Origin of the sequence: Brevundimonas sp. VNH65, from assembly GCF_049445955.1 — a bacterium.
GTDB lineage: Bacteria > Pseudomonadota > Alphaproteobacteria > Caulobacterales > Caulobacteraceae > Brevundimonas.
The window spans coordinates 68,724-81,376 of sequence record NZ_JBMSDX010000001.1 but is presented as its reverse complement, the minus strand read 5'-3'; the positions used below and the strand labels follow the sequence as shown (position 1 = coordinate 81,376).

The 12,653-nt window shown below is 68.8% G+C and carries 16 protein-coding genes; 7 read left to right on the top strand and 9 right to left on the bottom strand.

Going from position 1 to position 12,653, the window contains the following annotated elements:
• From ACO2Q1_RS00420 to flgB, 3 genes are read right to left on the bottom strand one after another with little or no spacing between them, the layout of a single operon-like run.
• The gene (locus ACO2Q1_RS00420) at positions 1-303 is read right to left on the bottom strand and encodes a flagellar hook-basal body complex protein FliE (protein ID WP_423327567.1); all 303 of its coding nucleotides are present in this window, start codon (positions 301-303) and stop codon (positions 1-3) included.
• Between the two features lie 11 nt (positions 304-314).
• Positions 315-701 (bottom strand): flagellar basal body rod protein FlgC, encoded by a 387-nt coding sequence (gene flgC, locus ACO2Q1_RS00415; RefSeq protein ID WP_423328228.1) that lies wholly within the window; start codon positions 699-701, stop codon positions 315-317.
• A 47-nt stretch (positions 702-748) separates the two neighbouring features.
• Positions 749-1,159: a flagellar basal body rod protein FlgB gene (flgB, locus tag ACO2Q1_RS00410; RefSeq protein ID WP_423327566.1), complete on the bottom strand. Its 411-nt coding sequence runs from the start codon at positions 1,157-1,159 to the stop codon at positions 749-751.
• A 141-nt stretch (positions 1,160-1,300) separates the two neighbouring features.
• On the opposite strand from flgB, the gene ACO2Q1_RS00405 reads away from it, so the two are divergent.
• The 3 genes from ACO2Q1_RS00405 (at position 1,301) to ACO2Q1_RS00395 (ending at position 2,802) form a co-directional block, all read left to right on the top strand.
• A complete protein-coding gene (locus ACO2Q1_RS00405) occupies positions 1,301-1,570 on the top strand; it encodes a FliO/MopB family protein (RefSeq protein ID WP_423327565.1) in 270 nt (89 codons plus the stop codon).
• Positions 1,567-2,412 carry a flagellar type III secretion system pore protein FliP gene (fliP, locus tag ACO2Q1_RS00400; protein WP_423327564.1) on the top strand — a complete coding sequence of 282 codons (846 nt, stop codon included), beginning with the start codon at positions 1,567-1,569 and terminating at the stop codon, positions 2,410-2,412. The genes ACO2Q1_RS00405 and fliP overlap by 4 nt, the downstream gene beginning before the upstream one ends.
• 111 nt (positions 2,413-2,523) lie before the next feature.
• Positions 2,524-2,802, top strand: a complete 279-nt coding sequence (locus ACO2Q1_RS00395) for an HU family DNA-binding protein (RefSeq protein WP_423327563.1) — start codon at positions 2,524-2,526, stop codon at positions 2,800-2,802.
• A 92-nt stretch (positions 2,803-2,894) separates the two neighbouring features.
• Here the strand turns inward: ACO2Q1_RS00395 and ACO2Q1_RS00390 are convergent, their stop codons facing one another.
• A complete protein-coding gene (locus ACO2Q1_RS00390; protein WP_423327562.1) occupies positions 2,895-5,714 on the bottom strand; it encodes a tetratricopeptide repeat protein in 2,820 nt (939 codons plus the stop codon).
• Between the two features lie 97 nt (positions 5,715-5,811).
• On the opposite strand from ACO2Q1_RS00390, the gene ACO2Q1_RS00385 reads away from it, so the two are divergent.
• Positions 5,812-6,171 (top strand): hypothetical protein, encoded by a 360-nt coding sequence (locus tag ACO2Q1_RS00385; RefSeq protein ID WP_423327561.1) that lies wholly within the window; start codon positions 5,812-5,814, stop codon positions 6,169-6,171.
• A 90-nt stretch (positions 6,172-6,261) separates the two neighbouring features.
• Positions 6,262-6,669, top strand: coding sequence for a DUF983 domain-containing protein (locus ACO2Q1_RS00380; protein ID WP_423327560.1), 408 nt, complete (start codon positions 6,262-6,264; stop codon positions 6,667-6,669).
• A 65-nt stretch (positions 6,670-6,734) separates the two neighbouring features.
• On the opposite strand, the gene rpmB is transcribed toward ACO2Q1_RS00380, so the two are convergent.
• Positions 6,735-7,025: a 50S ribosomal protein L28 gene (gene rpmB, locus ACO2Q1_RS00375; RefSeq protein WP_423327559.1), complete on the bottom strand. Its 291-nt coding sequence runs from the start codon at positions 7,023-7,025 to the stop codon at positions 6,735-6,737.
• A gap of 239 nt (positions 7,026-7,264) precedes the next feature.
• Between rpmB and ACO2Q1_RS00370 the strand changes: the two genes are divergently transcribed.
• Positions 7,265-7,720 carry a DUF3617 domain-containing protein gene (locus tag ACO2Q1_RS00370; protein WP_423327558.1) on the top strand — a complete coding sequence of 152 codons (456 nt, stop codon included), beginning with the start codon at positions 7,265-7,267 and terminating at the stop codon, positions 7,718-7,720.
• An 87-nt stretch (positions 7,721-7,807) separates the two neighbouring features.
• On the opposite strand, the gene ACO2Q1_RS00365 is transcribed toward ACO2Q1_RS00370, so the two are convergent.
• Together ACO2Q1_RS00365 and fdxA are read right to left on the bottom strand one after the other, a co-directional pair.
• Positions 7,808-8,362, bottom strand: a complete 555-nt coding sequence (locus tag ACO2Q1_RS00365) for a CarD family transcriptional regulator (RefSeq protein WP_423327557.1) — start codon at positions 8,360-8,362, stop codon at positions 7,808-7,810.
• 356 nt (positions 8,363-8,718) lie between these two features.
• A complete protein-coding gene (gene fdxA, locus ACO2Q1_RS00360; protein ID WP_423327556.1) occupies positions 8,719-9,060 on the bottom strand; it encodes a ferredoxin FdxA in 342 nt (113 codons plus the stop codon).
• Between the two features lie 191 nt (positions 9,061-9,251).
• Between fdxA and ACO2Q1_RS00355 the strand changes: the two genes are divergently transcribed.
• On the top strand, positions 9,252-9,881 hold the full coding sequence (locus ACO2Q1_RS00355) for a YceI family protein (RefSeq protein WP_423327555.1): 630 nt from the start codon (positions 9,252-9,254) through the stop codon (positions 9,879-9,881).
• On the opposite strand, the gene ACO2Q1_RS00350 is transcribed toward ACO2Q1_RS00355, so the two are convergent.
• The gene (locus ACO2Q1_RS00350) at positions 9,871-10,161 is read right to left on the bottom strand and encodes an RNA-binding S4 domain-containing protein (RefSeq protein ID WP_423327554.1); all 291 of its coding nucleotides are present in this window, start codon (positions 10,159-10,161) and stop codon (positions 9,871-9,873) included. The genes ACO2Q1_RS00355 and ACO2Q1_RS00350 overlap by 11 nt on opposite strands.
• Positions 10,158-12,650, bottom strand: a complete 2,493-nt coding sequence (locus ACO2Q1_RS00345) for a helicase-related protein (RefSeq protein WP_423327553.1) — start codon at positions 12,648-12,650, stop codon at positions 10,158-10,160. Before ACO2Q1_RS00345 ends, ACO2Q1_RS00350 begins: the two co-directional genes overlap by 4 nt.
• Between the last annotated feature and the right edge of the window lie 3 nt (positions 12,651-12,653).

Here is a 12,653-nt window from a genome sequence, read left to right as displayed (position 1 = left end):
TCAGATCGGCATCCGCATGATTTCCTGATAGGCGGCGATCACCTGGTCGCGGACAGCGATGACCGTTTCCAGCTGAGCCTCGGCGCTGGAGACGGCGGTGACCACGTTGATCAGGCTGCCCTGGCCGCGCACGTTCTGGGCCATCTGGGTTTCGGCCGCCTTTGTGGCGTCCGTGGTCTGGCTCATGACGTTCTGCAGCAGTTCGCCGAAGCCGGGCGCGCCCATCGGCGAGGCGCCGCCCACAGACGGAACGCCGCCGCCCTGAACCGCCGCATAGGCCTTGGCCGCCAACATCGGGTTCATGGCAAGGCTCCTCAGCGTTTCAGGATGTCGAGCAGGCGCGTCTCCATGGCGCGCGCCGTCTCGATGACGTTCAGATTGGCCTCATAGGCGCGTTGCGCCTCGCGCATGTCCATCGCCTCGACCAGGGTGTCGACGTTTGGCCGCAGGACATAGCCCTCGGCGTCCGCCGCCGGGTGCGAGGGGTCGTAGTCGCGCTTGAACTCGCCCTGGTCGGGCCTCACCTCGGCCAGGACCACGCCGGTCGCGCCGTCCAGGTCACGAGCCTGAAACACCGGCACCTGGCGACGATAGGGCTCGCCGCCGGGCGCGGTCGCGGTCGACTGGGCGTTGGCGATGTTCTCGGCGATGACCCGCATGCGCGACTGCTGCGCCTTCAGGGCGCCGGCGGCCACGGCCATGGCGGGATTTCGGGGGGCGACGGGATCGGTCATGGCTCAGGCCTTCCTCACGCGCTGGTCGGCTTCTTGGCGGCCAGGCGGATCATCGACATCGACTTTTGGTAAAAGCCGATGGCGGCGTCATAGGCCATCCGGCTCTCGGCCATCTTGAGCATCTGCTCCTCGACCACCACCGAATTGCCGTCGAGGGTGGTCTCGGAGTCCGGGGCCTTGCCGACATGGAAACGCGAGACGTTCGCGTTCGCCGGGGCGATGTGCATGGCGTTGGTGCGCGTCACCGACAGGCCGCCGCCCTGGCGCAGGGCCTGGGCGAAGTCGGTCGGCGTCTTCAGGTCACGGGCGCCATAGCCTGGAGTGTCGGCGTTGGCGACGTTCTGGGCGATCACCCGCTGGCGATCGTCCAGCCAGGCCAGACGGCCCTTGATCTGGTTCAGAAGCGGCAGGTCCGCGGCGCCCATGGTCACCTCCGGCGACACCGGCGCCCGAAAACGACGCCGCTGGGTCAAAAATGCCGCCCTCATGGTTAATGACGGGTTATCTCAACGGCTCGTTAACCACGTCGGTTAACTCTGCGCCCGTCTGACGGGGCCGCCCATTCCATGAACTTCCTCGATCTCGCCCGCGCCGTGTTCGGCCTGGCCTTCGTGCTGGGGCTGATCGGCCTGATCGCCTGGGCGGCGCGCCGCTATGCGCCGCAGCTGCTGGCCCGCGTCGGCGCCGAGCGCGGGGCGCGGCGGCTGCAGGTCGTCGAGACCCTGGTGCTGGATCCCGCTCGCCGACTGGTGCTGGTGCGGGTCGACGACGAGGAACGGCTGATCCTGCTGGGCGAGGGACGCGAGCTGATCGAACCGCGTCAGGCGCCGAAATGACCCGCGAGCGTCGCCTGCCCAAGGGCGCCATCTTCGGCCTGCCGACGCGCGCCGAGATGAAGCGCGCGCTGATCCTGTCGCTGCTGACCACCCTGGTGACCGCGGCCCTGTGCCTGATCTGGCCGCTGGCCGCCCTGGCGCAGGACGCGCCGGCGACGGGCGCCGCCATCAACGTCGACCTTGGCACGGGCGCCGGCCTGACCCAGCGGGTGGTCCAACTGGTCGGGCTGATGACGGTGCTGTCCCTGGCGCCGTCGATCGTCATCATGACCACCAGCTTCGTCCGGATCGTGGTGGTGCTGAGCCTGCTGCGCACCGCCCTCGGCCTGCAGCAGTCGCCGCCGAACGCCGTCCTGATCGCCCTGGCCCTGTTCCTGTCGGCCATCGTCATGGCCCCGACCTGGCAGGACGCCTATGATTCGGGCATCCGTCCGCTGATGGATCAACAGATGGAGCTGCCCCAGGCCTTCGATCTGGCGTCCGAACCGGTGAAAACCTTCATGCTGACCCAGGCCGACCAGGGAGACCTGGCGCTGTTCACCCGACTGTCGCGAATCGAGCCCCCGGCCAACGCCCAGGACCTGCCCCTGCGGGTGGTCACGCCGGCCTTCATGATCAGCGAACTGAAGACCGCGTTCGAGATCGGATTTCTCCTTTTCGTTCCGTTCCTTGTGATCGATCTGGTGGTGGCCAGCGTACTCATGTCCATGGGTATGATGATGCTGCCGCCGGTGGTGGTTTCGCTGCCCTTCAAGCTCATCTTCTTCGTGCTGGTGGACGGGTGGAGACTGGTCGCCGGCAGCCTGGTTCAGGGGTTCCAGAACGCGTCCGGAACCGGCTGAATCCCCAGCCCATCTGGGTTTGCGGGCAGGCAGCGCTTGCCAAAGCCCCACAAAAGCTGGTTGATCCACCGGTCCTCGCTCGGAATCGGGCGATTTTTTGGAAACGACCCTATGACCACTCAAGCTGAACTGATCGCCGCCGTCGCCAAGGACGCGGGCGTGTCGCAGGCCGAAGCCGGCCGCGTGCTGGAAGCCATCGTCAAGAACATCCACTCGTCGCTGACCGCCGGCGGCGACGTTCGCATCTCGAACCTGGGCGTGTTCGACACCGCCGCCCGCGCCGAGCGCGAAGGCCGCAACCCGGCCACCGGCGCGACGATCAAGATCGCCGCCTCCAAGGCCGTGCGCTTCCGCGTGTCCAAGCCGCTGAAGGACGCCGTCAACAAGTAAGCGACACGCCCTCTTTCGAGGGATGAGCGGGCGGGAACGGTCAGGCCGTTTCCGCCCGTTTTCGTTCCGGCTCGCGACCGGTCAGGCGGGGGTCAGGATTTGGCGCCGGTCTGTTTGCGGAAGTCCGCCTTCATGGTCTGGACCCAGCCGGCGAAGGTGTCCACGCCGCCGGTCAGCCCGGCCAGATCGCCGCCCGACGCGCCCGCCCCGTTGAGCGGATCCAGCGCCACCCGCAGGGCGGCCGCCGCCCGCGCCTTTTCGATGAACGGACGATAGTTGGCCGACAGGCGCGCCAGAGCCGCAGCGTCGCCGGCCAGGGAATAGCCGGTTCCGGCCCGGATGACCCGCGCCTCCTCCTCGACGGTGAGGGGCGTGGCGACGTCGCGGAACCGGGCGCCCAGTCGCTGATCGTACAGCTTCGCCGCCTCGCCCCATTTCTGCTGCTTCCACAGCACCTCGGCGCGCACCTCCTGCGCAGCGGGGCTGACGTCGCGGTCCAGGGTCTCCAGGGCGTGATCGTAACGGCCCAGCTCCATCAGGGCGCGGGCCTCGAGAGCCCGGCGCTCGCTGGCCATGGCCGTCGGCAACAGGGTCGTCCGGGAGCTCCAGATCGCCTGCAACGCCTTCTCGGCCTGACGATCCATCAGATAGACGGTGGCCAGATCGGTGGCGACCTGGGCCTTGGCGACGCCGTCCAGGCGCGTATCGACCTGGTGCTTCAAAAGTTCGGCCGCCTGATCCAGCAGATCCACGTCGATCAGCCGCCGTGACAGGCGGCGGACCATCTCGTCGCCGTCGGCGCCGACCGGGGTCATGTCGCGGAAATCGAAGAACAGCCCGAGGGCCTGAACCGGCTGCAGGCCGTCCGCCGCCCCGTCCAGGAACAGGGCGCGGAAGGCCTCGGCCGCATCGGCCTGAAGCTCGGCGGCGCCCTTGATGTTGGTCATCCGCTTGCCGGCGCGGCGCAGGGCGTCGAGGGCCTCGCGATATCGTCCTTGCGACAGATAGACCTCGCCGAGGGTGCGGATGACGGCCAGTTCGGTGGCGTCGCCGCGCCAGCGCCATTTCAGGGCCTCCAGTTCGGCTGCGGCCTCTTCGGGCTTGATCTGTCCCTTGGACAACTTCAACCGCACAGCGCCCAGCTTGCCCGGCGTCGCCAGGCCGTCCAAAGGGGCGCGGCCCACGGCGGTATAGACGGCCAGGGCCCGATCGCTGTTTCCCTGCTTCTCGAACAGGGCGGCCTGGACGAGGCGCGCGGCCAACTGCTCCTCGGCCGGCGCGCCCTGGCTGAACACATAGGCCAGCAGGGTCTCGGCCGCCTTGAGGTCGCCGGTCTCCAGGGCGGCTTGGGCATGGGCGGCGCCGAAGCGCGCGCGCCAGACCTCGGGAAACTGGTCGATGGCCGATGCGCCGGCCCCGAAACCCTTGCGCGCGGCCTCCCAGTCGCCGCGACGGGCCGCCAGATAGCCCTGCCACACGTTCATCGACGGATCGCCGGCCAAGGCGCCCGCCGACAGGTCGGCCGCCGCCTCCTCGTCCCGGCCGATAGCTGCGCGCACGGCGCCGCGCAGGCCGCGCAGCTCCGGTTCGCCTTGCAGGCTGGGCGTTTCGCGCACCAGGGCGTTGAGGACGCCGATGGCCTCGAACTCCAGCCCCGAGCCGGCCAGGAAGCGCGCCAGGGCCATGCGGGCCTCGATCGGCGAGCGGGGGTCGGACAGGGCGCGGACGCTTTCCGCAGCCGCGGCCTGTTGCAGCTCAGAATGCCGCTGGACGAAGGTCTGGCCGTGAAGATCGGCCCATTGAGCCAGGATCAGGGCCGGATACGGCGCCTTGGCCGGCGCCCCGCGCTCGGGCGTCGCGACCTCGAGAGATTCGGAGGGCGCGGACAGCGTCAGGCCGTTGGGGCGGCTGACCAGGACACGATCGCCCTCGACACGGATCGTCAGGTCGTCGGCGGCGGCCTCCACCGCCAGACCCTGGGCGGTCGGGATCAGGGCGGCGTCGATCGTGCGCCGCTCGCCGCCGTAGCCCTTGCCGGGCGCCAGTGCGGTGACGGCGGCGAAGCGATCGCCGGACAGCGGATCGGTCAGCCACACGGCCCGCCGGGCGCCGGCCATATTGGCGACCAGGCCGGACTGCGCGGCGTCGTCGCGGGCCACGTCCACCTGGCTTTCGGCCAGATCGTCGCCCCCGAGGGTAACGGTCCAGGTTCCGCCCTGGCCCCGCGCGGACACGGATTGACCTTCCGCAGCGGCGATCCTGACCACCGTATAGTCGGCGCCGACGGCCCAGCGCGTCTCTCCGCTCAGACCCGGCGATCGGCCCGTGCGCGGCAGGGACATGCGGGCGGCGGCGTCGAACACGATCCAGACCGCGCCGTTGCGGTGAAAGACGGCGGCCCCGACCGGCGCCGCCCACTGGAAGGTCAGGGCGGTCTCGCCGCCCTCGGACTTGACGGCGACAGGCACCACGCCGTTGGCGGGCACGACCGGGCGCGCGCCGGGATCTTCGACCGGCGTCTTGCCGGGGGCGTAGAGATTCAGCCACACAGCGCCGTCGGCCGAGCCGGTCCGGGCGTCGGCGCCGGACTTCAGCGTCAGGATCAGCTCGGTCGCGCCGGTCACGGCGCGCGTCTCCACCTTGTCCACGCCGGGCGGCGGATCATTCTTCAGGCGGCTGACGTCCGGAGCGGCGGTGGAGCCCAGGCGGACGATGACCTTGTCGCCGTCGCGCCGCACCCGAGACCGCGCGCCGATGACGCCGGCGAACTCCACCCGGGTGAAGCCGTCATTGGCCCCGACACGCAGGGTGATGGGGTCCAGGGCCGCCCGCGCGGCCTCCTGGGCGACTGCCGGTGCGGCGGCCGTCAGCACGGGCGCGAGCACGACCGCCCCCACGGCGCCCAGCGCCACGGTGGTCCTCGCGATCGATTTCCTCGAGGATGCGCGCGTCATATCCATCCAGAATGGCCTCTGCGCCGTTTCAACGGCGTTAATGGACGGAGCCGACATGTCGCCCCTGCTCGCCCTTCCCTTCGCCCTGCTTCTGCAAACCGCGCCAGGGCCCGATCGCCTGTCCGGCTCCTGGACAGTGGACCTGAGCGTCGACCCCGCGAGTCCCTACGAAAAGCCGATGCGCCTGCGCCTGGCGCCCGACGGGACGGTCACGGGCGACTTCTATGAGAGCGAGATTCTCGCCGGGCGATGGAAGGCGCAAAACGGCCGGTTGTGCGTGTCGTTTCGGACCACCGACGGCGCGGGCCCGTATCACAGCGCGGGCTGTCTTGTGGGCGACCGGGTCGAAGGCCAGACCTGGGCCGAGCATCGCGACTTCGTCTTCGTGTGGGCGGCGACACGAAGCCGGGACTGAGGACCGAGCCCGTCGCGACGGGCGCCTTGGACCACATGTCCACTTGCCATCGACTTCGGATAGGCTGACTCCGCTCTCAAGGAGTCCCACATGACCGAACCCGTGTATCCGCCGCTCAACACCCTCTCGACCGGGATTCGTTGCCGCTGCCCGCGTTGCGGCGAAGGCCCGCTGCTGAAGGGCTATCTGACCTTGCGTGACAGCTGTCCGGCGTGCGGTCTGGACTACGGCTTCGCCGAGCCGGCGGACGGCCCGGCCTTTTTCGTCATGTCGGGCATGGGGGTGCTGGGCATGATCGGCTTCATGGCGTTCGAGTTCACCGTCCACCCGCCGGTCTGGGTGCACCTGGCCTTCACCTTCCCCCTGATCGTCATCGCCTGCTTGGGGGTGCTGCGGCCCTTCAAGGGTTGGATGGTGTCCGAACAGTTCGTCCACAAGGCCGCCCCGCCCGAATGGGAGAGCGTGGGCAAGCACGGCGACGGATCGCCCTGGCGGTAAGCGGAAGACAAACGAAAAAGGCCGGGGTCACCCCCGGCCTTTTCAATTCGATCGAACCCGACGGATCAGGCGGCTTCGGCCAGCTTGGCCTTAACCTGACGCTTGATCTTCTGGGCCAGCGGCGACAGTTGGTCGTCGTTCGCCTTGACGATGAAGGCGTCCAGGCCGCCCTTGTAGTCCAGGGTGCGCAGGGCGGCGTTCGAAATCCGCAGGCTGAAGCTCTGGCCCAGGGCTTCCGAGGCGATCTTGACCTTCTTCAGCGACGGCAGGAAGCGGCGCTTGGTCTTGATGTTCGAGTGGCTGACGCTGTGGCCGACCATCGGGCCGATACCGGTCAGTTCGCAACGACGCGACATGAGACAAATCCTCTGGCGGCCTTCGAGCCCGGAAGCTCAGTCGGCGCATGAAATGGAGACGCGCGGGACAGGCATCCCGCGCGAGAGGGGGCCGTATAGAGGAGAGTCCCCGTCGGCGTCAAGGCTGCGGCGGCGGCGCGGACGACGTGATCCGCCCATGTCGTCCCGGCGTTCAGCCCACGTTCAAATCCCGCCATATAGTGAAGGCATACCGGCGAGACCGGAAGAGAGACCGAACGATGAGACCGACCGCCAAGATCGCCCTGACCGCCCTGCCCGCCGTCGCCGGCCTTATCCTGCTGGCCGCGCCCGCCGGCGCGCGGCCGCCCCAGGCGTCACAGCCGGTCCTGCCCGGCTACTGGGAATACACCACCAGCGTCCTGGGCAATCGCGACACCGAACAACGCTGCGTGCGGCCCAGCGAGATCAACCGCTTCTTCGGCGGCCTGTCGACGCGCCGCTGGACCTGCACCTATCCGACGCGCGAAGTCGGGGGCGGCAACGCCCGGTTTGAAGGGACCTGCCAGGATCGCAAGGGCCGCCGCGTCAATGTGCGGCTGAACGGGACCTATCAGCAGGAGAACTTCCGCTTCAACGGCGGCGCCCAACTGGCGCGCGGCACGCCCTATATCCCCGCCACGATCACGGCCCGACGCCTGAACGCCGTCTGCCCGGCGGGGGCGGAGTATTTCTGAGCCAGTCGGCCCTGGATACGCAGCAGAAAGTGAAAAGGCCCGGGATCGCTCCCGGGCCTTCTTCATGTCCGGACAAAGCCGGAAGGATCAGGCGGCCTCGGCCTCGGCGTCCTCGTCAGCGGCGGCGTTGGCCACGGCCTTCTTGGCGCTCAGCGACTTGGCGACCAGCTCCAGGGCCGTATCCTTGTCCACGCCGTTGGCGGCGGCGACTTCGCGCGCCATCCGATCCAGGGCCGACTCATACAGCTGGCGCTCGGAATAGGACTGCTCCGGCTGGGTGTCGGCGCGATAAAGGTCGCGAACCACCTCGGCGATCGAAACCAGGTCGCCGGAGTTGATCTTGGCTTCGTATTCCTGGGCGCGGCGCGACCACATGGTGCGCTTGATGCGGGCGCGGCCCTTGAGGGTCGTCAGGGCCTTGGTCACGACGTCGTTCGCGGCCAGCGGACGCAGGCCGGCGGTCTTGGCCTTCTTGGTCGGCACGCGCAGGGTCATCTTCTCGTGGTCGAAGGTCACGACATAGACCTCCAGCGACATGCCGGCGACTTCTTGGGTCTCGATCGCCGCCACCTTGCCGACGCCGTGCGCCGGATAGACGACCGCGTCGCCAACCTTGAATTCCAGACCGGTCTTGTTCGTCATGTCATTCCTTTCCCGACACAGGGATCAGGACGAAAACGCAGGCGCAGGCGACAACAGAAGCCTCTCCGCCGGAACGCCTTGCGCGCCGTCGGGGAGCAGATCTTGGCGTCAAATGCGGATACGGATCACCCAACCTCTGGCCGATCCCGCCTGCGATGGACGGGATTCTGTCGCAAACACGGGCGGCGCACGAAAAATGCGGGCCGCCCGATCCAATGCGACAGAGATAACACAAAAACCCTGTATTTCAAAACGTCACGCGCAACGGACGCCACAGAGGGGACGCCTGCGCCCCGCAACCCGACATTGTGTTCGCAATGCGGCGACCCGGATCGCGCCGGACCGAAGACGCCGCCTCAGGACCCCTTGCCGGGCGCCGGACTGAAATATTTCTCGAACTTGCCGGTCTCGCGCTCGAAGTCCTCGCGATCCGCCGGCGGCGTGCCCTTGACGGTGATGTTCGGCCAGACCTTGGCGTATTCGGCGTTGACCTGCAGCCACTTGCCGTCCGGTTCGTCCTCGGTGTCCGGCACGATGGCGTCGACGGGGCATTCCGGCTCGCAGACGCCGCAGTCGATGCATTCGTCCGGTGCGATGACCAGGAAGTTCTCGCCCTCGTAGAAGCAGTCCACCGGGCACACCTCGACGCAGTCCATGAACTTACATTTCACGCAGGCGTCGGTAACGATGTAGGTCATGAGGTGGAAGGCGCGGCGCTTGGCAAGGGAATGGAGCGGGCAGATGACCCTCCTGCCCTGTTCTGTCAACCGGAGGCGGCGGCGGGACAACGGAAAGCGTTCTGCAGCGTTCAGGACGCGCGCCACGGCTTGACCGTCGCCGCGCCCATTCGTATCAGAATTGATTACAGATCAAGATTCAGGAGCCTGACATGTCCATGCGTGCCCTCGCCCTCCGTTCCGCCCTCGCGGGCGCCGCCCTGCTGACGCTCGCCGGCGGCGCCGTCGTCGCTCAGGCTGCTCTCACCAAGGTCCCTGCCGAGGTCCAGGCCGGGACCTACGCCCTGGATTCCGGCCACGGCAAGATCACCTGGTCGGTCGATCACCTCGGCTTCTCGACCTACTACGGCCAGTTCGTGAACGTGAAGGCTGAGCTGAAGCTGGACCCCGCCAACCCGGCTAATAGCAGCCTGACCGCCACCATTCCCCTGACCGACGTCAACCCGGCCGATGACGGCCTGAAGCGCCACCTGCAGACTGCTGACTTCTTCGACACGGCCAATCATCCGACGGCGACCTTCGTGTCACGATCAGTGACGGTGGACGCGGACGACGCCAATGAGGCCACCGTGGTCGGCGACCTGACCCTGCGCGGCGTCACCAAGCCGGTCACGATCGAGGTCGAGTTCAATCAGGCCGGCCCGTCGATGGGCGGGGTCTACAAGGCCGGGTTTGACGGCGAGGCGACGATCAAACGGTCGGACTTCGGCATCAACTACGCCCTGCCGGCCGTCGGAGACGAGGTGAAGCTTCATCTCGAAGGCGAGTTCGTCAAACAGTAGGCTCGACGACCTCATAGAGGGCGCGGGCCTCTTCGGCCGGTCCGCGCCTGTCGCCGCAGGCCAGGACACGCAGCGACACCAGACGACCGGCGACCATGAAGGTCAGGTCGTCGCCCGGCCGGACCTCGCGGCTGGGCTTGTCCAGCCGGGTCGTCTGACCCTGGCGGATCAGGCGCACGGCGCCGGCCTCTACCAATCGCGCCGCCAGACCGCGCGTCTTCACGAACCGCGCCCGCCACAGCCAGACGTCGATCCGGCATACGTCGGTCGCGCCCTTCACCCGGCCGGCCTCGGCCGCGTCCTGCGACGACGACGAGGTCGCGGCGCCTCCGCCTTTGGAGCCGTCAGAACCGCGAGCGCGGCGAAGGGGGAATGGGCCGGAGCGGCGGGCTTGCGTCCCTCCGGATCGGGCTGCTGGGCGCGGGTCGCCCTGACGCCCGCCAGGATCGCCCTGGCCTCGGCCGCCGTCCAACCCAGGGCGGCCAGATCGGCGTCGGACAGGCTGCCTGCGCCGGCCTTTCGCAGGTCCGCCGCTCGTTCCAGCGCATCGACAGGCACGGTGAAGCGACCGGCGATCCGCAGGCCATGGGCCGAAAGGGCGCGCGCCGACGGCGGCGGCAGGGGGGCGACGCCCAGCCCCTCGATCCGCCCTCTGAATTCCTCATCGGCCGTGAAGGCCAAGGCCAGATTGCGGGCGCGCGCCTTCAACACGCCCGGCAGCCAGACCGAGTGCGCGCCGACTCTGACGGCGAAGCTCTTCAGCGTCCGCCGCTCGACCTGGCTGAGAGCCGCCAGATCGCGCTCGACCTCCCGCCGATCGATCACCCCGCCGGCCTCGACCAGCCGAAACGCAAGACCGCGGGGCAAGCCCTTCAGGGCGCCACTCTCGATCGCCAGTTTCAGCCGACGCAGGTCACGCAGGGCGCGCCCGGCCTCGGCCGCCAGCCAGGCCTCGATGCGACGCTGGGCGCGGTCCCTCGCCGGCGGCGGTCCCAGATCGCCGATCAATCGCACGCGCGGGCCAAACGGATCACCGCCGATGATCCTGGCCGCCAGGCTTCCACGCCACAGGACCTCGCCGTTCGGCAGGACAGCGAAGGCGTCGTCCGGTTCAGCCGCCAACCGTCCCAGGCGCCGCGCCGCCTCCGGCGACACAGCCCTGAGCGCCGCCGCCTTCAGGGTGCGGTCAGCCAGGGCCGAGCCTCCGTCCGACGGCGTGAAATGCAGGCCGTCCAACCGGCCCACCGTCTCGCCCTCGAGCATCACCTGGCCGTCGGCGGCGATCTCGGCCGCCGGAGGTCCAGCGTGGTCGTTCAGCGCCCGCATGAGGGCCGTGGTCTTGCGGTCCACGAACCGCGCCGTCAGCCGCTCGTGCAGGACGTCCGACAACCGATCCTCCAGCGCCCGGGTCTTCTCGCGCCATCCCCTGGCGCCCTCCAGCCAGTCGGCGCGGTGGGCGATGTAGCTGAGGGTGCGCACGCCCGACAGGCGCGCCGACAACTGATCGATCTGGCCGTCGTCGCGGTCCAGATCGGCGAAACGGGGGGCGATCCAGTCCTCGGCCAGCCGGCCCTTCCGGCTGGTCAGGGCCTGAAAGACGTCGCGGGACAGACGGACGTGCTCCTCCAGGGTCGTCTTCTGGAAGTCCGGGAGCTGGCAGCAATCCCACAGCCGCATGATCGTGCCGCGCGACCGGCCGATGCGACGGATGTCGTCGTCCTGCATGGCCCGGCGCAGCAAGGTCTCGTCGAGGGCCGGGGCCGTGAGGCGCAGGCCGGCGACGCCGGGCGTGCGCGTCAGGGACGCCAGTAGGCCGTCAAGGCTGTCGAAATCCAGACGGACATTGCGCCACTCCGCCGCCTCCACCGCATCGAAGCGGTGCTCGACCACCTGTTCGACCAGATCGGCGTCTAGGTCTTCGCATTCGCCAGTCACGCCGAAGGTGCCGTCGCGCACATGCCGTCCGGCCCGCCCCGCGATCTGCCCGATCTCCTGGGCGTGCAACCAGCGGGTGCGGCGGCCGTCGAACTTCCTGAGGCCGGCGAAGGCGACATGGTCGACGTCCATGTTCAGCCCCATGCCGATGGCGTCGGTGGCGACCAGAAAGTCCACCTCGCCCGACTGGAACAGGGCGACCTGGGCGTTTCTGGTACGGGGGCTGAGCGAGCCCATGACCACCGCCGCGCCGCCCCTCTGACGGCGGATCAGTTCGGCGATGGCGTAGACCTGATCGGTCGAGAAGGCGACGATGGCGGATCGGCGCGGCAGCCGGGTCAGCTTCTTCGATCCGGCGTAGGACAGGTGCGACAGCCGCTCGCGCGCGACGATCTCGACGTCGGGAACCAGCCGACGCATCAACGGCGCCATCGTTCCTGCGCCCAGGAACATGGTCTCGAACCGGCCCCGCGCATGCAGGAGGCGGGAGGTGAAGACGTGGCCGCGCTCGGGGTCGGCGACCAGCTGGATCTCATCCACCGCCAGGAAGTCGACCTCGCGCTCCAGCGGCATGGCCTCGACCGTCGAGACCCAGTAATGCGGCCGCTCCGGAATGATCTTTTCTTCGCCGGTGACGAGGGCGACAGCGGCCCGCCCCCTCTGGCGCACGATCCGCTCATAGACCTCCCGCGCCAGCAGCCGCAACGGCAGGCCGATCATGCCGGACGCATGACCCAGCATCCGCTCGACCGCCAGATGGGTCTTGCCGGTGTTGGTGGGGCCCAGAACCGCGACGACGCGCGAGGGAGCCCGTCCTGTAGCGCGGTCGCTCATGGT

Bases quoted from the DNA above. Each gene is read 5' to 3' on its own strand.
- ACO2Q1_RS00385 (WP_423327561.1), top strand. From the start codon at position 5,812: ATGTCGCCCCTGCTCGCCCTTCCCTTCGCCCTGCTTCTGCAAACCGCG.
- ACO2Q1_RS00345 (WP_423327553.1), bottom strand. From the start codon at position 12,650: ATGAGCGACCGCGCTACAGGACGGGCTCCCTCGCGCGTCGTCGCGGTT.
- flgC (WP_423328228.1), bottom strand. From the start codon at position 701: ATGGCCGTGGCCGCCGGCGCCCTGAAGGCGCAGCAGTCGCGCATGCGG.
- ACO2Q1_RS00420 (WP_423327567.1), bottom strand. From the start codon at position 303: ATGAACCCGATGTTGGCGGCCAAGGCCTATGCGGCGGTTCAGGGCGGC.
- fdxA (WP_423327556.1), bottom strand. From the start codon at position 9,060: ATGACCTACATCGTTACCGACGCCTGCGTGAAATGTAAGTTCATGGAC.
- ACO2Q1_RS00365 (WP_423327557.1), bottom strand. From the start codon at position 8,362: ATGACGAACAAGACCGGTCTGGAATTCAAGGTTGGCGACGCGGTCGTC.
- fliP (WP_423327564.1), top strand. From the start codon at position 1,567: ATGACCCGCGAGCGTCGCCTGCCCAAGGGCGCCATCTTCGGCCTGCCG.
- flgB (WP_423327566.1), bottom strand. From the start codon at position 1,159: ATGGGCGCCGCGGACCTGCCGCTTCTGAACCAGATCAAGGGCCGTCTG.
- ACO2Q1_RS00395 (WP_423327563.1), top strand. From the start codon at position 2,524: ATGACCACTCAAGCTGAACTGATCGCCGCCGTCGCCAAGGACGCGGGC.
- ACO2Q1_RS00370 (WP_423327558.1), top strand. From the start codon at position 7,265: ATGAGACCGACCGCCAAGATCGCCCTGACCGCCCTGCCCGCCGTCGCC.
- rpmB (WP_423327559.1), bottom strand. From the start codon at position 7,025: ATGTCGCGTCGTTGCGAACTGACCGGTATCGGCCCGATGGTCGGCCAC.
- ACO2Q1_RS00355 (WP_423327555.1), top strand. From the start codon at position 9,252: ATGTCCATGCGTGCCCTCGCCCTCCGTTCCGCCCTCGCGGGCGCCGCC.
- ACO2Q1_RS00380 (WP_423327560.1), top strand. From the start codon at position 6,262: ATGACCGAACCCGTGTATCCGCCGCTCAACACCCTCTCGACCGGGATT.
- ACO2Q1_RS00405 (WP_423327565.1), top strand. From the start codon at position 1,301: ATGAACTTCCTCGATCTCGCCCGCGCCGTGTTCGGCCTGGCCTTCGTG.